This is a genomic window from Citrobacter sp. RHB20-C16 (genome assembly GCF_013890155.1).
Taxonomy (GTDB): Bacteria; Pseudomonadota; Gammaproteobacteria; order Enterobacterales; family Enterobacteriaceae; genus Citrobacter_A; species Citrobacter_A amalonaticus.
The window spans coordinates 3,835,137-3,855,212 of sequence record NZ_CP057630.1; the positions used below are offsets into that span (position 1 = coordinate 3,835,137).

A 20,076-nucleotide genomic window follows, 5' to 3' on the forward strand; every position below is an offset into this window, starting at 1 on the left:
TAAGGGAGAACACCGTGGCTGTCCATCTGCTCATCGTCGATGCACTCAATTTAATTCGCCGGATCCATGCCGTTCAGGGTTCGCCCTGTGTGGAGACCTGTCTGCACGCGCTTGACCAGCTGATTGTCCACAGCCAGCCCACCCACGCCGTGGCGGTGTTTGATGATGAAGCGCGTAACAGTGGATGGCGTCACCAGCGTCTTCCGGACTACAAAGCCGGTCGTCCACCGATGCCGGATGAACTGCACAATGAAATGCCCGCCCTGCGCACGGCCTTTGAACAGCGTGGCGTCGCGTGTTGGGTGTCGAGCGGCAATGAAGCCGATGATTTGGCGGCAACCCTGGCGGTAAAAGTCACACAAGCGGGCCACCAGGCGACTATCGTGTCGACTGACAAAGGCTATTGCCAGTTGCTCTCTCCGACGTTACGCATTCGCGATTACTTTCAGAAACGCTGGCTGGATGCGCCGTTCATTGAAAAAGAGTTTGGCGTTCAACCGCAGCAGTTGCCGGATTACTGGGGACTGGCGGGGATCAGCAGTTCAAAAGTACCCGGCGTCGCCGGTATTGGCCCGAAAAGCGCCACCCAACTGTTGGTGCAGTTTCAGACGCTGGAAGGTCTCTACGCACATCTGGATGAAGTGCCGGTAAAATGGCGTAAGAAGCTGGAGGCTCACCGGGAGATGGCATTCTTATGCCGTGATATCGCACGGTTGCAAACCGATTTGCAGCTTGACGGAAACCTGCAACAGTTGCGTCTGGCACGATAGCATTGCGGGCCGGATGGCGCAGACCGTCCGACCCGGCACACAAACCACGACGACTCTGCACCGCTTATTCTTCGATACGTAATCCGTAGGTTTTAAACTTCTCGAGCACTACGGCGATTTCTTCATCGGATAACACCGGCACCGGATCCATCACCGCCAGCGTCTTCATATAGAGTTGCGCCAACACTTCCACCTCGTGCGCCAGCCACAGTGCCTTTTGCAGGTTCTCCTCGCAGGCAATTAAACCGTGGTGTTGCAGCAGCGTGGCTTTGCGATTTTTCAGCGCCACGACCACATGTTCTGAGAGTTCGCGAGTGCCAAAAGTGGCGTAGGGCGCGCAGGGAATGGAATTCCCTCCCGCCGCCGCAATCATATAGTGGATGGCCGGGATCGGCCTGTTGAGAATAGACACTGCGGTACAATGAATGGCGTGGTTATGCACAACAGCATTCGCTTCCGGGCGAGTCTGATAAGCCGCCAGATGAAAGCGCCATTCGCTGGACGGTAATTTCCCCTCTTCGTATTTGCCGTCGTTATCCACGTAGACAATCATCTGTTCGGTCATACGTTCATAAGGAATGCCGCTCGGGGTAATCAACATACCGTCCTGATAACGCGCGCTCACATTTCCCGCCGTCCCCTGGTTTAATCCCAGGCGCGTCATTTCAAGACAGGTTTCAATAATTTCTCGAGATAAACGAGTTCTTTCCATCTCAGTTCTCCGGGGTACTCGGTTCAATGACTGATAACACTCTTTTTGTCGCGCGTATTATTTTTGTCTTAAGCGCTTAATTAATTTCATTTCAACTTTTACCGTCTCATGAACAGGGCGATCTTCGATGGCGTTGAGCATCATTGTGAACGCTTTTTCCGCCCAGGCGTTCTCATCCTGCTGCATTGACCACACGTTATTGGACAAGAATCCCAGCATCGGGTGTTCGTCAAACGTACCGATATTGATCTCGGGCGGAATAACGCCAAAACGGTCACGAATGGCTCTTACTGCCCCTTCCAGCACCGGTAATGACGAGGCGATAAACGCCTGCGGACATCCTGCTTCGTCGATCAAAGCCTGCATGATCTGGTATCCCCCTTCCGGGGTGTTCACCGGCCCTTCGCGCACCCAGTCACGATGATGAATACCTTTTTTACTGAGCGCATTCAGGTAACCCGTCAGACGGTCGCTGATACTGGGCAAACCGGTATCGCCCACCAGAAACCAGACCGGTAACTTTTCAGCATCCAGCAAACTTTGGGTTAAATGTTCACCGCCTGAAATATTGTGACTTTCCACCAGCGCGTTATCCGTGTATTTAAAATCACGGTCCAGCAATACCATCGGTTTTCTCACCTGACGTAAATGATGCTGCTGGTTTTCTAACGTTGACGGGACAATAAAAAGACCGTCCACATTACGGGCAATTAAAGCCTTGGTGATTTTGTTTTCGTAATCGACATCATCATAAGTACAGCTAATCATCAGCTGATAACCGGATCGGCGGCAGCGCTGCTCGAGTTTCTCTGCCAATGTGGCAAAGAAGACGTTAGAAATATTGGGAACAATCAGGCCAAGCGTATCCGTTTTATTCAGCTTCAGGCTGCGGGCGGAATGGTTAATCACATAACCATATCGCTCAACATATTCATTAATACGCGTTTGCGTTTTGAGGCTGATTCGATACTGTTCAGCTTTTCCGTTTAGCACCAGTCTCACGGTTGTCACCGATAAATTCAGGTCGCTGGCTATCTGTTCTACTGTTTTAGCCATGTATGTGCCCCAGTCACCGTCCAAGCGTCAATTGACAATCATAAAAGCATTTTACACTTTTGTCTTACCGCATCAGTCGGTTAAGCGCACGCCGTTGATCTCACCTGGTAAGCGGGGGGCGAAGATACCGCCCCCTGCCGGTTTATTTCTTACCGAAAGGATGTAACAACTTGTCTATTTCCGGCGTATTGATGTTCTGGGCGCTCACAAATTTCACCGGGATATCGATCTCTTTCGCGACCGTTTGCCCGGACAGTGCCGCATTCAAGGTTTTAATCCCCTGGTAACCAATCTGATAAGCATCCTGGACGACAAAGCCCTGGATCACCCCGGTGTTCAGGAAGTGAATAATCGCTTCGGTACTGTCAAAACCAATGACTTTCACTTTCCCTTTCAGATTCTGACTGTCGATAGCGTTGGCGACGCCCAGCGTTGAGCCTTCATTGGTGCCATAAATCCCGGCCAGATCGGGGTTGGCCTGAATCATATCAATGGTCTTATCCATCGCTTTTTGTGGATCGCCATCACTGTACTGCACGGGCAGCACCTTGATATTCGGATACTTTTCCTTCATGCGGGCAATGAACCCTTCCGAGCGTTCAATCGCTGACGACGTCCCGGCGACATGAGCGATAATGCCGACTTTACCTTTATTATTCACTTGCGCCGCCAGCGCGTCCGCCGCTTCAGCGCCAGCTTTGCGGTTATTGGTCGCCACGAAGCTAACCGGAATATCCGAGTTTACGCCGGAGTCAAAGGTGACAACCTTAATACCACGCGAATTCGCCGTTTCCACCAGAGGAGCAAGCGCATTGGCATCCAGCGCCGCCAGCAGCAGACCGTTCGGCTTTTGCGCCATGGCGTTTTCAACCAGCTGAATTTGTTCCGCAATCTGAGTTTCGTCCGCAGGTCCGACATAGCTGGTTTTATCGCCCAACTCTTTCGCTGCTGCTTCCGTCCCCATTTTCACGGTTTGCCAGAATTCATGCTGGAAGCCTTTACTGATGACCGGAAGGTTCAAATCTTTCGCTAGCGCACTGGAAGTGATGCACGCCAGCAGGGATAACGCATAGACAAAATGCCTGGTTTTCATTGTTGTACTCCGTTGTGAGTGTGTCACCCTTAACGTCAGGGTCAGTGTTCCCCGTGACTGCCGGGAGCGTAAATCAACGAATCTTTTTGCGTAACGTATCGAGGTAGACAGCGGCGACGACCACAATGCCCATCGCAACCATTTGCCAGAACTGAGAGACCCCCATCAGGTTCAGGCCGTTTTTCAATACGCTCATAATGAATGCACCGATGATGGTACCGCCGATAGTGCCAATTCCGCCCATCAGACTGGTGCCGCCGATCACGACTGCGGCAATGGCTTCCAGTTCATAACCGACGCCGACCGTTGGCTGACCGGAGTTTAGACGCGAGGCCAGAATCACCCCGGCAATGCCGGTCAGCAGGCCGCAGAAGGCATAGACAAAGATTTTGACGCGCTGAACGTTGATCCCGGAAAGGTGCGCCGCCACTTCATTACTGCCCACGGCATAGACATAGCGACCAATTACCGTTTTCTTGAGGATGTAGCCGGCGACCAGCGCCACAATCACCAGATAAAACACGGGATACGGCAGCACATCGAATAAACGCCCCTGCGCCAGCAATTTGAAGGTGGGATAATCGGCGAAATAAATAGCGCGCCCATCCGTCATCACCATGTTCATTCCCCGAACGGACATCATCAGACCCAGCGTGGCGATGAACGGGGGAATCGTCATTTTGGTCACCAGCAGACCATTCACGTAGCCACACAACCCTCCGGCCAGCACGCCTGCCAAAATACAGACCGGCAACGGCAATCCGAGCGTCGCGCAGATGCCGACCGCAACGCCGGAAAACGCCACCACCGATCCTAAAGAGAGGTCGATCCCTGCGGTGATAATCACAAACGTTACGCCAATGGCCATAATGCCGATAACCGACGTTTGCAGCGCAATTGTCATAATATTTTCGGTATTAAAGAAAAACGGCGAACTGAAACTGAAAAAGACAACCAGGATAATCAAACTAAAAAGCGGTGCAAGGCGCATTAAAAGTTCTTTATTAATTTTTATTTTCTTATTATTGCTGTCTGAAGAGGTTACAGAGATGGTCATGATTTAATCCTCTAACGTCGCATATTGCATGATTTTTTCTTGTGTGGCGTTATCAGCAGTTAATTCTCCGGTAATACGACCACTGCGCATAACTAAGATACGATCGCACATACCCAGCACCTCCGGTAATTCCGAAGAAATCATAATGATCGATTTCCCTTTTGCCACGAGGCGATTCATTAATTCATAGATTTCCAGCTTAGCGCCGACATCAATTCCACGGGTAGGTTCATCAAAAATAAGAATATCGGTATCTTTGCACACCCAACGGGCAATAATAATTTTTTGCTGATTTCCCCCACTCAAATTCAGGGCCGCCTGTTCAAGGTGTGGCGTTTTGATTCTGAGCGTCCTGACCTGCTCTTCACTCGTTTGCTGGCAGCGTTTCGAATCAACGTGCCCAAAACGGTCGGCATATTCAGGGTAATTTCCCAACATAATATTGCGCTCAACGGACAGATTAAGCGCCAGTCCCTCTTTTTTACGGTCTTCGGTTAAATAGCTAATGCCTTGCGCAATGGCGTCAGAAATCCCCTTTATCACAATGGTCTTACCGTTCAACTTAATGGTTCCACTGTCGATGGGGTCGGCGCCAAAAATGGCGCGCGCCAGCTCCGTACGCCCGGCGCCCATCAACCCGGCAAAACCCAGTATCTCGCCCCGGTTCAACGTAAAGTCGATGTTATTGAGCACGCCTTTGCGCGTGAGGCCGTTAACCTCCAGCACCGGTTCCTGATGCGTCCGCGCTTCCCGGCGAGGATAGATATTCCCCAGTTCGCGCCCGACCATCATCGCAATCAGCTCACTGATCTTCACGGTTTCATAATCAACGGTATCAATGTATTGACCGTCGCGCATAACCGTCGCTCGATCGGCAATCAGCGCTAACTCTTCCAGGCGATGCGAGATGTAGACAATCCCGGTCCCCTGCGCTTTAAGCAGGCGGGTCACCTGGAATAAGCTTTCTATTTCTGTTTCCGTCAGCGCCGCGGTGGGTTCGTCCATAATCAGGATTTTGGCATTGACGGATATCGCTTTCGCGATCTCCACCATCTGCTGTTGCGCCACGGTCAGGTCTGACACCAACGTTTCTGGCGAAATATTCAGGTTTAATTTCTGCAAAATCTCGGTTGCCGCCTGTCGCTGCTGTTTTTCATCCAGCCGCCAACGGTTATTTTTACAAAACTCTCTGCCGATAAAGATATTCTCTTCCACGGTTAATTCAGGAAAGAGATTAAATTCCTGATGAATAATGGTAATCCCGGCATTCTGCGCGCTGAGCGGATCGCTGAATGACACAGGCTTCCCCTCAAATATAATATCCCCTTCATCCGGTTGATAAACACCGGACAAAATTTTCATCAGCGTGGATTTGCCTGCACCATTTTCACCTAATAGCGCATGCACTTCGCCCTTGCGAAGAGTAAAGTTCACATTACTCAACGCTAATACGCCGGGAAAGCGTTTGGTAATATGATTCATCTGTAAAAATGTTTCGGACATTGCTGCTTTCCTCAATAATCAGAAACTGCAGGCAGTGAATCAGGCGAAGTGCATTCTCAGGGAGCGAGCGTCACCATGAATGTGAATACTTCCTGAAAACACGTTTACGTCACGTCGATATGTTGCCAGATATTGCTAACTCGAGTTAGCGAATTGCCCTTTAAAGCTATTTTAGCCACCAAAAATAGCCAAATCATTTGGGTTAAAACTGTGATACCGCACAGACATTTATTTATAAGCATCTGATTTTAAATATTTTACTAAATTTGACTGTCATTTAATTATTTGATGCAGATCGAATTTTAACCACTTCTCGTGAAGCCCCTCACAATCCCATCAGAAAAAAGTTGTGTAAAAAACACGCCAATACCTAAGCTAACTCGAGTTAGCAAATTTACCTGTTTCAGCCGACTGTTGCGGTGATGCCCTGTCATCCACCTGAGCAGCACGCCTATACGTGAAATGAGGAACCCCGAATGAAGAAGATCAGCCTGCCGAAAATTGGTATTCGTCCGGTTATTGATGGACGCCGAATGGGCGTTCGTGAATCTCTGGAAGCACAGACGATGAATATGGCAAAGGCCACTGCCACCCTGCTGACAGAAAAACTGCGCTACGCCTGTGGCACCCCGGTTGACTGCGTTATTGCCGACACCTGTATTGCCGGAATGGCAGAATCTGCCGCCTGTGAGGAAAAGTTCAGCAGTCAAAACGTCGGCCTGACAATCACCGTAACACCGTGCTGGTGCTACGGTAGTGAAACCATCGATATGGATCCCCTGCGCCCGAAAGCCATCTGGGGCTTTAACGGTACCGAACGTCCGGGCGCGGTCTACCTGGCTGCCGCGCTGGCAGCGCATAGCCAAAAAGGGATCCCTGCGTTCTCTATCTACGGCCAGGATGTACAGGATGCCGGAGATACATCGATACCTGCCGACGTTGAGGAAAAACTGCTGCGATTCGCCCGGGCAGGGCTCGCCGTCGCCAGCATGAAGGGAAAAAGCTACCTCTCGCTGGGCGGGGTGTCGATGGGGATCGCCGGTTCCATCGTCGATCATCATTTCTTTGAGTCCTGGCTGGGGATGAAGGTCCAGTCCGTCGATATGACCGAACTGCGCCGCCGCATCGATCAAAAAATCTATGACGAAGCCGAGCTGGAAATGGCGTTGGCGTGGGCGGATAAACACTTCCGCTACGGTGAAGATAAAAACGCGAAGCAATATCAACGCAACGCCGAACAGAGCCGGGCCATCCTGCGGGAAAGCCTGCTGATGGCGATGTGCATTCGCGACATGATGCAAGGAAATCCTAAGCTCGCGGAGATGGGACGCGTGGAGGAGTCACTCGGTTATAACGCGATTGCCGCAGGCTTCCAGGGACAGCGCCACTGGACCGATCAATATCCCAACGGTGATACCGCCGAAGCGCTACTGAATAGTTCTTTTGACTGGAACGGTGTGCGCGAACCGTTTGTTGTCGCCACCGAAAACGACAGCCTGAACGGCGTGACCATGCTGCTGGGACATCAGTTGACCGGCACCGCGCAGGTCTTTGCCGATGTGCGTACCTACTGGTCGCCAGAAGCGGTTGAACGCGTGACCGGTCAGCCGCTGACCGGACGGGCAGAACACGGCATTATCCATCTGATTAACTCCGGTTCCGCCGCGCTGGATGGCACCTGTAAACAGCGTGACAGCGAAGGAAAACCGACGATGAAACCACACTGGGAGATCTCGCAGCAGGAGGCTGACGCCTGCCTCGCAGCAACCGAGTGGTGTCCGGCAATCCATGAATATTTTCGCGGCGGCGGTTATTCATCACGCTTCCTGACCGAAGGCGGCGTGCCGTTCACTATGACCCGCGTGAACATCATCAACGGCCTGGGACCCGTGCTGCAAATTGCGGAAGGCTGGAGCGTCGAGCTACCAAAAGAGGTCCATGACACCCTCGACAAACGCACCGACTCCAGTTGGCCTACCACCTGGTTTGCGCCACGTCTTACCGGCAAAGGACCGTTCTCCGACGTCTATTCCGTGATGGCGAACTGGGGGGCAAACCACGGCGTGCTGACCGTCGGCCACGTCGGCGCAGACTTCATCACCCTCGCCGCGATGCTGCGCATTCCAGTCTGCATGCACAATGTGGAAGAGGCGAAAATTTACCGCCCTTCCGCCTGGGCCGCACACGGGATGGATACAGAAGGCCAGGACTACCGCGCCTGTCAGAACTACGGGCCACTGTATAAACGTTAAGGATCGCGCAACTGCCTGATGGCGACGCTGGCACATCTTATCTGGTCTACGGGGAATGACTCGTGGACCGGATAAGCACAGCACCATCCGGCAACGGGAGTCATTATGAAAAATGAAATCATCCTGGTTCTCGACTGTGGCGCGACCAACGTGCGGGCCATTGCCGTAGATCGTCAGGGACACATCGTTGCTCGTGCGGCGGTTGCTAATGCCAGCGAGGTAGCCACGGAAAACACCGCCTGGCATCAGTGGTCGCTGGACGCCATCCTGCAACGTTTCGCACAGTGCTGCCGGACACTGTCGGCTGAACTTTCGGCCTTTCAGATCCGCGCTATCACCGTCACCACCTTTGGCGTTGACGGCGCGCTGGTCGATGAAAACGGCGAATTGCTCTACCCAATCATCAGTTGGAAATGCCCGCGCACTGCCGCGATAATGGAAAATATCAGCCGCTTTATGCCGCCGCGTCAGTTGCAGACGCTTTCCGGCGTCGGCGCATTCAGCTTCAACACCTTATATAAGCTGATTTGGCTTAAAGAAAATCACCCGCAACGGCTGGATCAAGCCCACGCCTGGCTGTTTATCTCCTCACTCATTACTCATCGCCTGACCGGCGAATTCACCACTGACATCACCATGGCGGGCACCAGCCAAATGCTGGATATTCAGCAGCGGGATTTCAGCGCCGATATCTTGCAGGCCGCAGGGTTGCCGAGACGGCTCTTCCCGCGACTCGTGGAAGCCGGTGAACTGGTAGGTTCGTTGCGGCCCGCAATGGCAACGATGCTCGGTCTCCCACCGGGAATTCCCGTGATCTCTGCCGGACACGATACCCAGTTCGCGCTGTTTGGCGCTGGTGCGGGGCAAGATGAGCCAGTTCTCTCTTCCGGCACGTGGGAAATCCTGATGGTGCGTAGCGCAAGAGTCAATACAGCGTTACTGAGCAGTCATGCCGGTTCAACCTGTGAACTGGACAGCCAGCCGGGGCTTTACAATCCGGGGATGCAATGGCTTGCCTCCGGCATCCTTGAATGGGTGCGCAAGCTGCTGTGGACACCCGAAACCCCGTGGCAAACCTTGATTGCGGAAGCGCAAGCGGTTCCCGCCGGGGCCGATGGCGTGCGGATGCAGTGCGAGCTGCTCTCCTCTGCGGATGCAGGCTGGCGTGGCGTCACCCTGAATACCACCCGCGGTCATTTCTATCGCGCGGCGCTGGAAGGATTAACGGACCAGTTGCGACATAACCTGCATACGCTGGAAAAAATTGGCCAGTTCAACGCCACAGAACTGCTGCTGGTCGGCGGTGGGAGTCGCAATACGCTATGGAATCAGATTAAGGCCAACACCCTGGAGATCCCCATCAAAGTGCTGGATGACGCTGAAACCACCGTTGCCGGCGCGGCGATGTACGGCTGGTACGGTATCGGTGCGTTTTCCAGTCCACAACAGGCCAGAGAACAAGTGCGCTACCAGTACCGTTATTTCTATCCCGAAAAACTGTAAAGGAATCTCGCATGCTTAAAACGATTTCTCCCCTCATTTCGCCGGAGTTACTTAAAGTACTGGCGCAAATGGGACACGGCGATGAGATTATTTTCTCAGACGCGCACTTCCCGGCGCACAGCATGGGACCGCAGGTGATCCGTGCGGACGGTCTCAGCGTCAGCGACTTACTGCGAGCCGTGATCCCGCTGTTTGAACTCGACAGCTATGCACCACCGCTGGTGATGATGGCTGCCGTCGAGGGCGATACCCTCGACCCGCACGTTGAAACACGCTATCGCGAAGCGCTTTCCCTACAGGCGCCATGCCCGGAGATCGCGCGAATCGATCGTTTCGCCTTCTACGCCCGTGCACAAAAGGCCTTTGCCATTGTTATCACCGGAGAGTGCGCAAAGTACGGGAATATTCTTTTAAAAAAAGGGGTAACCCCGTAATCTCAATCGCGGTCAGGGCATTTGATTGAGAGGTGAGAAGAGATGAAAGCGGCACGCCAGCAGACGATTGTGGATCTGCTCAGTCAGCATAAAAGCCTGACCACCGAAGCACTGGCCGTTCAGCTCAACGTCAGTAAAGAGACGATCCGCCGCGATCTCAGTGAACTACAGGAACAAGGGAAGGTTCTGCGCAACCACGGGCGCGTTAAAGGGATCGCGCGGGAAAACCCGGACAGTGGCGATCCCTTCCATATACGGCTGAAGAGCCATTACGCGCACAAAGCCGATATTGCCCGAAAGGCGCTGAGCTGGATTGAAGAAGGGATGGTGATTGCGCTGGATGCCAGCTCCACCTGCTGGTATCTGGCGCGGCAACTACCGGATATCAATATACAGGTTTTCACCAACAGCCAGCCGATTTGTCAGGAGCTCGGCAAACGCCAACAACTTCAGCTCATCAGTTCTGGTGGCCGGCTGGAGCGCAAACACGGCTGCTACGTCAACCCCGCACTCATTTCACAACTCAAATTTCTTGATATCGATCTGTTCATTTTTTCCTGCGAAGGGATCGACCGCCACAGCGCACTGTGGGATTCCAGCACCTTCAACGCGGATTTCAAATCAGTCCTGCTGAAACGCGCGTCACAGTCGTTATTGCTGATCGACAAAAGCAAATTCAATCGTTCCGGAGAAGCCCGACTCGGTCATCTGGACGACGTAACGCATATTGTGTCGGACACGCCGCAGTCATAACCACTAACGGGAATGGGTTGCAGACCTGATGAACATCAGTGCATCAGATCTGCAACGGCGCGAGCTAGCGCTCGTCGCGACGTCCGCCTACGGCGGCCCACAGGCGACGCACGTGCACCGTCACTTCTTCACGGTCGTGGTACAACTGCCGCGCCTGAATTTGCGCATTCACACCATGCTCATCAAGCTGCGCCTGGAGATAGGCCAGATTCTGCGAGACCTCTTCGTAGCGTTTTTTCATTGGCAACTTGAGGTTAAAGATAGTTTCCCGGCACCAGCCGTTGACCAACCACTGCGCCATCAACGCCGCCACTTTCGCCGGCTTCTCAACCATATCGCACACCATCCACGAGATGTTGTTGCGGTTGGGGCGATACTTAAAGCCGTCTTCGCGCAGCCAGGTAACCTGTCCGGTATCCATCAGACTTTGCGCCATCGGGCCGTTATCGACCGAATACACCCACATATTGCGTTTGACCAGTTGATAGGTCCAGCCGCCGGGGCAGGCACCTAAATCCACCGCGTACATCCCGTTTGCCAGACGCTCATCCCACTCATCTTGCGGAATAAACACGTGCAACGCTTCTTCCAGCTTCAGCGTCGAGCGGCTGGGCGCATCGGCCGGGAACTTCAGGCGCGGAATGCCCATATAGTACGGCGAGTTATTACTGGCATACGAGTAACCGGTATAGCAGCAGCCTGGCGCGATAAAAAAGACGTGCACCACCGGGCGCTTCGGCGTCTCATAATTCGTCAGCACGCCAGCCTCGCGCAGGGCGGCTCGCAGCGGCACCGTGAATTTGCGACAGAACTTCATCAGCTCTTTACTTTCGTTCGTATCCGCCACTTCCACGCGCAGATCGCCACCCTTTTCCACCACGCCCTGCAACATGCCGACAATCGGCGTAATGCGATCTTCCGGCGGCAAGTGCTGGAGCAACTCGCCGACCACAAACCACTGGCGTGCAAAAATCAGCGAACTGAATGGCAGCTCGCTGATAATTTTTTCGGCGTCTTCGGCCTGATAGCATTCATAGATGACATAGCCCGCATTTTCTTTGACGCGGGCAAAACCGAAATACTCCCGACGCCCTGCTTTATCGGTGATTTCTGCGGCACACTCTTTTTCAAAGCCCGGGCGACACAACAACACAACCTTATTCATGAACTACGCCCTTACGCTTCAAACGGATAGCGCCGATTAACATCAGCACCCAACCTGCCAGGAAGCTGAGGCCGCCGACAGGGGTAACAAACGCCCACAGGCGCAGATGAGACAGTGCCAGGCAATACAGGCTGCCGCTAAACAGCACCGTTCCTAGCGCGAGGAAAACGCTACTCCAGTAAAACCAGATGCTGATCCGGCGTTGCATCGCAACCGACAGCCCGAATATCGCCAGCGTATGAAACGCCTGATATTGCAGGCCGGTCTGGATCCAGCTCATTTCAACCACACCGAGGGTTTTGCTCAGGACATGCGCACCGAAAGCCCCCAGAGCGACATAAATAAAGCCGCTGATAGCGGCAAAAATCAGCATAAAACGGCTGGTCATGGTAATACCCTACGTAAGTTATTGTTCGTAACGAAAGCGGAATTTCTCTTGTTCCGTGGCCGCTTTCGCCAGTATCCACTGACGGAAGGCGGCTATTTTACCCAGTTCTGCCTGACTGTCATGACAAACCAGATAAAATGCGTTTTTACTGACCAGTACATCATTAAACGGGCAGACCAGTCGCCCCGCTTCAATTTCTGACTGCGCCATCACGTTATTCGCCAGCGCTACGCCCTGTCCGTGGATAGCGGCCTGCAGCACCATCGCGCTGTGGCTAAAGATAGGGCCCTGCTGAACGTTGATGTGATTTAACCCTAGCTGTCGCGTGTAAGTTTGCCAGTCACGACGTGAGGCATCATGTAGCAAAGTATGCGAAGCCAAATCCTCTGGCGATTTCAGGGGCTTATCGCCCGTCAACAGCAACGGCGAACACACCGGCAACAGATATTCGGCGTACAATTTCTCTACGCGCAGTCCAGGCCAGTTACCGCGACCATAAAAAATCGCCACGTCAACATCGTCCGCCAGTTTGTCTTCCTGACGGTCCACGGCCTGGATTCTGACGTCAATTCCCGGATAAGCTGAGTTAAAGCTAGAGAGTCGGGGCACCAGCCACTGAATCGCAAAACTGGGCAATAAACTGACCGTCAACGCCCCCTTTGCACTTCGCGCCTGAAGTTTACGCGTCGCTTCGGTTAATTGCGAAAAAATCTCTTTTATGTCGAGAAAGTAGCTCTGTCCTTCTTCAGTAAGAAGAAGAGAACGGTTGCGTCGGCGAAACAGCTTAAGCCCCAAAAAATCCTCAAGTGACTTGATTTGGTGGCTTACTGCGGCCTGCGTCACAAAAAGCTCTTCTGCTGCGCGGGTGAAGCTCAGATGCCGTGCGGCGGCATCAAAAACACGTAATGCGTTCAGAGGTGGAAGTCGTTTTGACATGGCTTTTAAACTTTGATGTTAAAAGAATTTAACAATTAAGCTACACTGTGTAACCTATTAGTTTTTTTAATCTGAGCCATTATAATTTGTCCGTTGAGGAACTACCAGCAAATACCTATAGTGGCGGCACTTCCTGAGCCGGAACGAAAAGTTTTATCGGAATGCGTGTTCTGGTGGGCTTTTGGCTTACGGTTGTGATGTTGTGTTGTTGTGTTTGCAATTGGTCTGCGATTCAGACCACGGTAGCAACGCTACCCTTTTTCACTTCCTGTACATTTACCCTGTCTGTCCATAGTGATTAATGTAGCACCGCCAATTTGCGGTGCTTTTTTTTACCTACTCTCTACCGACTACTGATCCAACTCGACCATCTCTTTCACATCGGTACGATTGATCTGCTGTTTGTTGCCATTAGCGTCCTTGTACGAAATCATCCCGGTTTCATCATCGGTTTTCGGCTTACCGTCCGCAACGATGCTACGCCCGTCATTGGTGTGCATCACGTAGTTCGGACCGGAACAGGCGCTCAGGGCAAAAGTCAGCATACATGCGGAAATAATTGCGGCAGTCTTTTTCATCTTCTTCTCCTTAAAGCTGTTTATGCTATTAAAAACGTACTCCGTAACAGGCAAAAAGATTTGCCTAACATAATTCAGCATAAGCTACTGGTCTGATTTCGCCACAACATCCAGAAGATTCCTGGTGACCGTACACTTCTTGAATCAACGACCAATTTGCGCCACGATCGGATTACTGAACCGAGGAATACCATGAACGCTTTCAATCCCGCGCAGTTTCGCGCGCAATTTCCGGCACTCGCTGACGCGGGCGTCTATCTGGATAGCGCCGCGACGGCCCTTAAACCGCAGGCCGTCATCGAGGCGACCCGGCAGTTCTATAGCCTGAGCGCTGGCAACGTCCATCGCAGCCAGTTCGCCGAAGCCCAGCGCCTGACCGCGCGCTATGAGGCCGCACGGGAAAAAGTGGCGCGTTTGCTGAATGCGCCAGATGACAAAACCATCGTCTGGACCCGGGGCACCACGGAGGCCATCAATATGGTGGCGCAGAGTTATGCCCGCCCTCGCCTGCAACCGGGCGATGAAATCATCGTCAGCGTCGCGGAGCATCACGCGAATCTCGTGCCGTGGCTGATGCTCGCAGAGCAAACTGGGGCGAAAGTGGTCAAGCTGCCGCTCAATGCCCAGCACCTGCCTGACGTTGAACGTCTGCAGACAATCATCACCCCGCGCAGCCGAATTCTCGCGCTGGGGCAGATGTCGAACGTGACCGGCGGCTGCCCGGACTTAGCCCGTGCCATTACCCTCGCCCATGCCGCGGGCATGGTAGTGATGGTGGATGGCGCGCAGGGAGCCGTCCATTTCCCGGTGGATGTCCAGGCGCTCGACATCGATTTCTACGCCTTCTCAGGCCATAAGCTGTACGGTCCAACCGGTATCGGCGTGCTTTACGGCAAACCGGCGCTGCTGGAGGCCATGTCGCCATGGCTCGGTGGCGGTAAGATGATCAACGACGTCAGTTTCGAGGGCTTCACTACCCTGGCCGCACCGTGGAAGCTCGAAGCAGGTACCCCTAACGTCGCTGGCGTGATTGGCATGAGCGCCGCGCTGGAATGGCTAGCCGATGTTGATATCGCCCAGGCGGAAAGCTGGAGTCGGGGGCTGGCTACACTGGCGGAAGAGGCGCTGGCCCAGCGTCCGGGATTTCGCTCATTTCGCTGTCAGGACTCCAGTCTGCTGGCCTTTGATTTTGCTGGTGTTCATCATAGCGATATGGTCACCCTGCTGGCGGAATATGGTATTGCGCTACGTGCCGGTCAGCACTGCGCGCAGCCGCTGCTGGCTGAACTTGGCGTCTCGGGTACGCTACGTGCCTCATTCGCACCGTATAATACCCAAAGTGATGTGGATGCGTTGATCAACGCCGTTGATCGCGCCCTGGAAATACTGGTGGATTAATGACTAGCCCAATGTTTGCCGGACACCCGTTTGGCACAACCGTAACCGAAGAGACGTTGCGTCATACCTTTATCCCGCTGACCCAGTGGGAAGACAAATATCGACAGCTGATTTTGCTCGGTAAACAGCTGCCGGCACTGCCCGACGATCTCAAAGCGCAGGCTAAAGAGATCGCGGGCTGCGAAAATCGCGTCTGGCTGGGATATACGCGCTCTGAAAAGGGCACTTTACACTTTTTCGGCGACAGTGAAGGTCGCATCGTGCGCGGACTGCTGGCGGTATTACTGACCGCCGCAGAAGGGAAAACCGCAGCGGAACTGCTGGCCCATTCGCCGCTGGCCTTGTTTGATGAACTGGGATTACGCACTCAGCTCAGCGCGTCGCGCAGTCAGGGGCTGGAGGCACTCAATGAAGCGATCGTCGAAGCGGCTCACGCTGCCGGATGACGACGCAGGCTCGTCTTATCCGGCCTGCGACGCATTGCCCCGCGCAAGAGAATCTCAGCCCTGACGCGCCGCTTTTGCCATCATCTTTTTTAACGCATGGGATACTGCTACAAAACCGAACGTGGCGGTAACCATCGTTGCCGCACCGAACCCCGACGCACAGTCCATTCGTTTGGGTCCTTCCGCCGTCGCCTTCGTGGCGCACACACTGCCATCAGACTGCGGATACACCAGCGCTTCCGTTGAAAACACGCAGTCGACGCCGAGTTTGCCTTTGCTGTTTTTCACGACGCCAAAATCGCTTTTCAGTCGTTCGCGCAGTTTCGCCGCCAGCGGATCCTGAATCGTTTTCGCCAGGTCAACAACCTGAATCTGCGTCGGATCGATCTGCCCACCCGCGCCGCCGGTGGTCACCAGCGGGATCTTATTGCGCCGACAGTACGCAATCAGCGCCGCTTTTGGCCGCACGCTGTCAATCGCGTCAATCACATAGCTAAAGCCTGCGCTCATGTATTCTGCGACGCTATCCGGCGTCACAAAATCATCGACTACCGTCACCCGGCACTCGGGGTTAATCTGGCGGATACGCTCAGCCATCACCTCGGCTTTCGCCAGCCCAACAGTGTCGCGCAGAGCATGGATCTGGCGGTTGGTGTTGGTCACGCACACGTCATCCATATCGATGAGCGTAATCGCGCCAATCCCGGTTCGCGCCAGAGCTTCTGCCGCCCAGGAACCGACGCCGCCGATCCCAACCACGCAGATATGCGCGTCGGCAAACAATTGCAGGGCTTTTTCACCATACAGACGCGCGGTGCCGCCAAAACGCTGACGCCAGGCATCACTGATAACCACAGACATAACACCTCAAATTCATTAATATCGAACGGTATGACTGCCTGATGGCGGCTGCGCCTTATCAGGCCTACCCGATGATGTAGACGGATAAGCGAAGCGCCATCCGACAACTAGCCGCTGAACACGTTACCTGCGCCCGGTGCGCTCTTCAGCACCCACACGCGACCATAGTGATTGTACCAGCCTGCGCGGTGTCCGGCGTCTGGCCCGATGCCCTGGTAAATGTCAAAGTGCTGGCCTTTAATTGCCCCGCCGACATCCAGCGCCACCATCAGGCGCAGTTCATACTGCCCGTTAAATTTCCCGTTGTTGTCCAGCAGCGGGACTTCGGCGAGCAGCGTGGTGCCTGCCGGAATAATACTGCGGTCAGACGCCACCGACGCGCGACCAATCAGCGGTACAGCACTGGCACCTTTCACCGGGGCAAAAGATTGCGGTTTAAAGAAGACGAATGACGGATTCTGCTCCAGCAGCTCACGCACTTCTGCTTCGCTGTGGGTTTCGCCCCAGTGGCGAATCGCCTGCATCGACATATCTTCTTTCTTCACTTCGCCTCGATCGATCAGTACTTTGCCGATGCTGCGATAGGCATGCCCGTTTTTCCCGGCATAGCTGAAGAAGTTCAACGGGGAGCCGTCGCCAAAATCGATATAGCCGCTACCCTGCACGTCCATGATGAAGTTATCCATCAGAGAGTTGCTGTACGCCAGAATGTAGTTCTCGCTCAGTGCGCCCGCGTAAATCTCCGCGCGAGACGGCAAGCGTCCCCGTTTCGGCGGCATGCGATAGATTGGGTACTGGAATTCGCCCTGACGCGTATGGCGCGCCTGAATCACCGGCGTGTAGTAACCGGTAAACTGCACGTTGCCGTAGTTATCGGCACCTTCCATCTGCCAGGCGTCGAGACCAAACTGGCGCATGGTGCGCGTATCGCCGCCAGAGCGCAGCCAGTCCTGCACCGCGTTATAAACGTTGCTTTGATTGCCGTACAGACGCGGAGAAGCACTGCGGATCTGATTGACCTGCTCGGCAAAATCGCCGGCGTTGATCGGTGCGCCGATGGCATCCGGCTGGTTCACCAGTGAGAAAGGCTGGGTAAACTTCCCGTCTTTATACTGCTGTCCGCGATCGGTTGGTTTAGAGGAACAGGCAGCCAGCATTGCAACCACCGCGCCCATGAGAAGGTAACTTACCCAACGTCCTTTCATTGTTCTCTTCTTTTAGCTGTAAATCATGCGTCATGAAGATAACAAACCCGGCCCGCTAATGAAACGAGCACCGCTGCCCAGACGCAAATTTTGCACATTATTTAAACTGAAATGCCTTGTTTTTGTTCATTTTCATCCCGAAACCGTGATCCAGGTGAAAAAAGGGTTGCATGAAAATGTTAGCAGAGTATAGTGCGCATCCACGGACGCGGGGTGGAGCAGCCTGGTAGCTCGTCGGGCTCATAACCCGAAGGTCGTCGGTTCAAATCCGGCCCCCGCAACCAATTAAAATTTGATGCAGTACATGCTTCTGCGAAACAGCTTAAAATGCGCAGCAGAATGGCGGACGCGGGGTGGAGCAGCCTGGTAGCTCGTCGGGCTCATAACCCGAAGGTCGTCGGTTCAAATCCGGCCCCCGCAACCAATCAAATTTTGATGCAGTATCTAATTCTGCAAAGCAGTTTAAAAATGCGAAGCAGGAAGACGGACGCGGGGTGGAGCAGCCTGGTAGCTCGTCGGGCTCATAACCCGAAGGTCGTCGGTTCAAATCCGGCCCCCGCAACCAATACTAAACACCTTAACGGGTGTTTTTTTGTATCTGCGGTTCGTAAAAAAAGCGCTTTTCAGCGCTTTTTTATTATCCCCTTCTCGCCAGCGTCGCCCCATCGGCGAAGTACGCTTTGATCCCAGCCAGAATCGACTCTGCCACTTCCTGCTGGAAGGTGGCTGTTTTCAGCTTTCGCTCTTCTTCGATGTTACTGATAAACGCCGTTTCAACGAGAATCGACGGGATATCCGGCGCTTTCAGCACCGCAAACCCGGCCTGTTCCACCTGATTTTTATGCAGATTGTTAATCCTGCCGAGTTTGTTGAGCACCGCTTTACCAAACTTCAGGCTGTCGGCGATGGTCAGCGATTGCACCATATCGAACATGGTGTGGTCGACGTAGCGGTCGCCGCTTTTGCTCACGCCGCCGATCAAATCCGAGGCGTTCTGCGTTTGCGCCAGATATTTCGCCGCCGTACTGGTCGCCCCTTTGGTCGACAGCGCAAACACGGATGAACCGCTGGGTTGCCGACTGGTGAACGCATCCGCATGAATCGAGACGAACAGATCCGCACGCTGCTTCTGGGCCTTCGCCACGCGCACCTTGAGCGGAATGAAAATATCTTCATTTCGCGTCATATAGACCTTCATATTGCCTTCTTTCTCGATTAAGGCACGCAACCGACGGGCAATCTGCAACACGACATCTTTCTCACGCGTCTTGTATTTACCGACAGCACCAGAATCCTCACCGCCATGCCCCGGATCGAGCATGATCACGATCGGGCGATCGCGCCCCGCTTTGCCCGGCTGAGGCCCACTCTGCGCGGGCGGTACCTGCTTATCAAGATCGCCTTTGTTGTAATCTTCCAGCAGCGCCAGCAGCGGATCCTGCATATCCTGCGCATTGGCCGGATAGAGATCCATAACCAGACGCTCTTTAAAACCCGCCACCGGCGCCAGCGCGAACAGCTGTGGTTTCACGTTTTGCTTCAGTTCGAACACCATGCGCACGGTCTGCGGATCGAACTGTCCCACGCGTGCCGACTTAATGTAAGGATCGTCGGGGCGAATTTGCGCCGCCATGCCTTTCAGCACGGAATTCAGGTTCACACCTTCAATATCCACCACCACGCGTTCAGGATTGCTCAGCGCAAACTGCTTGTACTTCAGCTGTTGATTCGATTCCACCGTCACACGGGTGTAACTGGATGCTGGCCAAATACGAACCGCAATGACCTGACTGACCGCAGCCAGACCGACCTGACTGACGCTCAATAGCCACATGGCGCCCGCCCCTTGCAGTAAACGACGGCGGCTAATAGGTGGATTGGATCCTGACATGCTTCTCCCGAGCAAAATAAAACGTATTGGTGATGAGATAGTAAACGTCTAAATTGACCGGAAACTTTAACGAAT

The 20,076-nt window shown here is 53.7% G+C and carries 19 protein-coding genes and 3 tRNA genes; 10 read left to right on the plus strand and 12 right to left on the minus strand.

Features of this window, described 5'->3' with window-relative positions; all coding sequences use genetic code 11:
- Nucleotides 1–14 precede the first annotated feature (14 nt).
- Complete coding sequence (xni, locus tag HVX64_RS18420) at nt 15–770, plus strand: flap endonuclease Xni (RefSeq protein WP_044254239.1); 756 nt, start codon at nt 15–17, stop codon at nt 768–770.
- Nucleotides 771–834: 64 nt separating this feature from the next.
- Here the strand turns inward: xni and fucA are convergent, their stop codons facing one another.
- The 5 genes from fucA to HVX64_RS18445 form a co-directional block, all read right to left on the minus strand.
- A complete protein-coding gene (gene fucA / locus HVX64_RS18425; RefSeq protein WP_044264281.1) occupies nt 835–1,482 on the minus strand; it encodes an L-fuculose-phosphate aldolase in 648 nt (215 codons plus the stop codon).
- A 57-nt stretch (nt 1,483–1,539) separates the two neighbouring features.
- On the minus strand, nt 1,540–2,538 hold the full coding sequence (locus HVX64_RS18430) for a LacI family DNA-binding transcriptional regulator (RefSeq protein WP_042999498.1): 999 nt from the start codon (nt 2,536–2,538) through the stop codon (nt 1,540–1,542).
- Nucleotides 2,539–2,680: 142 nt separating this feature from the next.
- Complete coding sequence (locus tag HVX64_RS18435) at nt 2,681–3,631, minus strand: ABC transporter substrate-binding protein (protein ID WP_044254233.1); 951 nt, start codon at nt 3,629–3,631, stop codon at nt 2,681–2,683.
- Between the two features lie 73 nt (nt 3,632–3,704).
- Nucleotides 3,705–4,688 (minus strand): ABC transporter permease, encoded by a 984-nt coding sequence (locus tag HVX64_RS18440; RefSeq protein ID WP_044254230.1) that lies wholly within the window; start codon nt 4,686–4,688, stop codon nt 3,705–3,707.
- A gap of 3 nt (nt 4,689–4,691) precedes the next feature.
- Nucleotides 4,692–6,191, minus strand: coding sequence for a sugar ABC transporter ATP-binding protein (locus HVX64_RS18445; RefSeq protein WP_042999495.1), 1,500 nt, complete (start codon nt 6,189–6,191; stop codon nt 4,692–4,694).
- A 476-nt stretch (nt 6,192–6,667) separates the two neighbouring features.
- On the opposite strand from HVX64_RS18445, the gene fucI reads away from it, so the two are divergent.
- The 4 genes from fucI to fucR all read left to right on the plus strand — a co-directional run bounded on the left by fucI (nt 6,668) and on the right by fucR (nt 11,133).
- Nucleotides 6,668–8,443: an L-fucose isomerase gene (fucI, locus tag HVX64_RS18450; RefSeq protein WP_044254227.1), complete on the plus strand. Its 1,776-nt coding sequence runs from the start codon at nt 6,668–6,670 to the stop codon at nt 8,441–8,443.
- A 105-nt stretch (nt 8,444–8,548) separates the two neighbouring features.
- Complete coding sequence (gene fucK, locus HVX64_RS18455; RefSeq protein WP_044254224.1) at nt 8,549–9,946, plus strand: L-fuculokinase; 1,398 nt, start codon at nt 8,549–8,551, stop codon at nt 9,944–9,946.
- A gap of 11 nt (nt 9,947–9,957) precedes the next feature.
- Entirely contained in the window at nt 9,958–10,380 is a 423-nt protein-coding gene (gene fucU / locus HVX64_RS18460; RefSeq protein ID WP_042999492.1) for an L-fucose mutarotase, read from the plus strand.
- Nucleotides 10,381–10,422: 42 nt separating this feature from the next.
- On the plus strand, nt 10,423–11,133 hold the full coding sequence (fucR, locus tag HVX64_RS18465) for an L-fucose operon activator (RefSeq protein ID WP_044254220.1): 711 nt from the start codon (nt 10,423–10,425) through the stop codon (nt 11,131–11,133).
- A gap of 64 nt (nt 11,134–11,197) precedes the next feature.
- On the opposite strand, the gene rlmM is transcribed toward fucR, so the two are convergent.
- From rlmM to HVX64_RS18485, 4 genes are all read right to left on the minus strand, one after another.
- Nucleotides 11,198–12,298 (minus strand): 23S rRNA (cytidine(2498)-2'-O)-methyltransferase RlmM, encoded by a 1,101-nt coding sequence (rlmM, locus tag HVX64_RS18470; RefSeq protein WP_042999490.1) that lies wholly within the window; start codon nt 12,296–12,298, stop codon nt 11,198–11,200.
- On the minus strand, nt 12,291–12,686 hold the full coding sequence (locus HVX64_RS18475; protein ID WP_181825107.1) for a DUF423 domain-containing protein: 396 nt from the start codon (nt 12,684–12,686) through the stop codon (nt 12,291–12,293). Before HVX64_RS18475 ends, rlmM begins: the two co-directional genes overlap by 8 nt.
- Before the next feature lie 18 nt (nt 12,687–12,704).
- Entirely contained in the window at nt 12,705–13,622 is a 918-nt protein-coding gene (gcvA, locus tag HVX64_RS18480; RefSeq protein WP_042999488.1) for a glycine cleavage system transcriptional regulator GcvA, read from the minus strand.
- A gap of 350 nt (nt 13,623–13,972) precedes the next feature.
- Nucleotides 13,973–14,200 carry a YgdI/YgdR family lipoprotein gene (locus HVX64_RS18485; RefSeq protein WP_042322452.1) on the minus strand — a complete coding sequence of 76 codons (228 nt, stop codon included), beginning with the start codon at nt 14,198–14,200 and terminating at the stop codon, nt 13,973–13,975.
- 192 nt (nt 14,201–14,392) lie between these two features.
- Here HVX64_RS18485 and csdA point away from each other — a divergent pair, with 192 nt between their 5' ends.
- Both csdA and csdE read left to right on the plus strand, forming a co-directional pair.
- Complete coding sequence (gene csdA, locus HVX64_RS18490) at nt 14,393–15,598, plus strand: cysteine desulfurase CsdA (RefSeq protein ID WP_044254217.1); 1,206 nt, start codon at nt 14,393–14,395, stop codon at nt 15,596–15,598.
- Entirely contained in the window at nt 15,598–16,044 is a 447-nt protein-coding gene (csdE, locus tag HVX64_RS18495) for a cysteine desulfurase sulfur acceptor subunit CsdE (RefSeq protein ID WP_042999486.1), read from the plus strand. The genes csdA and csdE overlap by 1 nt, the downstream gene beginning before the upstream one ends.
- Nucleotides 16,045–16,098: 54 nt before the next feature.
- On the opposite strand, the gene tcdA is transcribed toward csdE, so the two are convergent.
- Together tcdA and mltA are read right to left on the minus strand one after the other, a co-directional pair.
- The gene (gene tcdA / locus HVX64_RS18500) at nt 16,099–16,905 is read right to left on the minus strand and encodes a tRNA cyclic N6-threonylcarbamoyladenosine(37) synthase TcdA (protein ID WP_044254213.1); all 807 of its coding nucleotides are present in this window, start codon (nt 16,903–16,905) and stop codon (nt 16,099–16,101) included.
- Between the two features lie 107 nt (nt 16,906–17,012).
- The gene (gene mltA, locus HVX64_RS18505; RefSeq protein ID WP_042999484.1) at nt 17,013–18,110 is read right to left on the minus strand and encodes a murein transglycosylase A; all 1,098 of its coding nucleotides are present in this window, start codon (nt 18,108–18,110) and stop codon (nt 17,013–17,015) included.
- Nucleotides 18,111–18,317: 207 nt separating this feature from the next.
- Between mltA and HVX64_RS18510 the strand changes: the two genes are divergently transcribed.
- From HVX64_RS18510 to HVX64_RS18520, 3 genes are all read left to right on the plus strand, one after another.
- A tRNA-Met gene (locus HVX64_RS18510) sits at nt 18,318–18,394 on the plus strand.
- A 63-nt stretch (nt 18,395–18,457) separates the two neighbouring features.
- Nucleotides 18,458–18,534: transfer RNA gene (locus HVX64_RS18515), tRNA-Met, on the plus strand.
- A 64-nt stretch (nt 18,535–18,598) separates the two neighbouring features.
- Nucleotides 18,599–18,675 (plus strand) — tRNA-Met (locus HVX64_RS18520).
- Nucleotides 18,676–18,747: 72 nt separating this feature from the next.
- On the opposite strand, the gene amiC is transcribed toward HVX64_RS18520, so the two are convergent.
- Complete coding sequence (gene amiC / locus HVX64_RS18525) at nt 18,748–20,001, minus strand: N-acetylmuramoyl-L-alanine amidase AmiC (RefSeq protein ID WP_042999483.1); 1,254 nt, start codon at nt 19,999–20,001, stop codon at nt 18,748–18,750.
- Nucleotides 20,002–20,076 lie beyond the last annotated feature (75 nt).

What these genes read in the sequence shown, in the direction of transcription:
- csdE (WP_042999486.1), top strand. Translation starts at nt 15,598, where the DNA reads ATGACTAGCCCAATGTTTGCCGGACACCCGTTTGGCACAACCGTAACC.
- HVX64_RS18440 (WP_044254230.1), bottom strand. Translation starts at nt 4,688, where the DNA reads ATGACCATCTCTGTAACCTCTTCAGACAGCAATAATAAGAAAATAAAA.
- fucR (WP_044254220.1), top strand. Translation starts at nt 10,423, where the DNA reads ATGAAAGCGGCACGCCAGCAGACGATTGTGGATCTGCTCAGTCAGCAT.
- fucI (WP_044254227.1), top strand. Translation starts at nt 6,668, where the DNA reads ATGAAGAAGATCAGCCTGCCGAAAATTGGTATTCGTCCGGTTATTGAT.
- fucA (WP_044264281.1), bottom strand. Translation starts at nt 1,482, where the DNA reads ATGGAAAGAACTCGTTTATCTCGAGAAATTATTGAAACCTGTCTTGAA.
- csdA (WP_044254217.1), top strand. Translation starts at nt 14,393, where the DNA reads ATGAACGCTTTCAATCCCGCGCAGTTTCGCGCGCAATTTCCGGCACTC.
- HVX64_RS18435 (WP_044254233.1), bottom strand. Translation starts at nt 3,631, where the DNA reads ATGAAAACCAGGCATTTTGTCTATGCGTTATCCCTGCTGGCGTGCATC.
- HVX64_RS18485 (WP_042322452.1), bottom strand. Translation starts at nt 14,200, where the DNA reads ATGAAAAAGACTGCCGCAATTATTTCCGCATGTATGCTGACTTTTGCC.
- tcdA (WP_044254213.1), bottom strand. Translation starts at nt 16,905, where the DNA reads ATGTCTGTGGTTATCAGTGATGCCTGGCGTCAGCGTTTTGGCGGCACC.
- gcvA (WP_042999488.1), bottom strand. Translation starts at nt 13,622, where the DNA reads ATGTCAAAACGACTTCCACCTCTGAACGCATTACGTGTTTTTGATGCC.
- fucK (WP_044254224.1), top strand. Translation starts at nt 8,549, where the DNA reads ATGAAAAATGAAATCATCCTGGTTCTCGACTGTGGCGCGACCAACGTG.
- HVX64_RS18430 (WP_042999498.1), bottom strand. Translation starts at nt 2,538, where the DNA reads ATGGCTAAAACAGTAGAACAGATAGCCAGCGACCTGAATTTATCGGTG.
- HVX64_RS18445 (WP_042999495.1), bottom strand. Translation starts at nt 6,191, where the DNA reads ATGTCCGAAACATTTTTACAGATGAATCATATTACCAAACGCTTTCCC.
- fucU (WP_042999492.1), top strand. Translation starts at nt 9,958, where the DNA reads ATGCTTAAAACGATTTCTCCCCTCATTTCGCCGGAGTTACTTAAAGTA.
- mltA (WP_042999484.1), bottom strand. Translation starts at nt 18,110, where the DNA reads ATGAAAGGACGTTGGGTAAGTTACCTTCTCATGGGCGCGGTGGTTGCA.
- amiC (WP_042999483.1), bottom strand. Translation starts at nt 20,001, where the DNA reads ATGTCAGGATCCAATCCACCTATTAGCCGCCGTCGTTTACTGCAAGGG.
- HVX64_RS18475 (WP_181825107.1), bottom strand. Translation starts at nt 12,686, where the DNA reads ATGACCAGCCGTTTTATGCTGATTTTTGCCGCTATCAGCGGCTTTATT.
- rlmM (WP_042999490.1), bottom strand. Translation starts at nt 12,298, where the DNA reads ATGAATAAGGTTGTGTTGTTGTGTCGCCCGGGCTTTGAAAAAGAGTGT.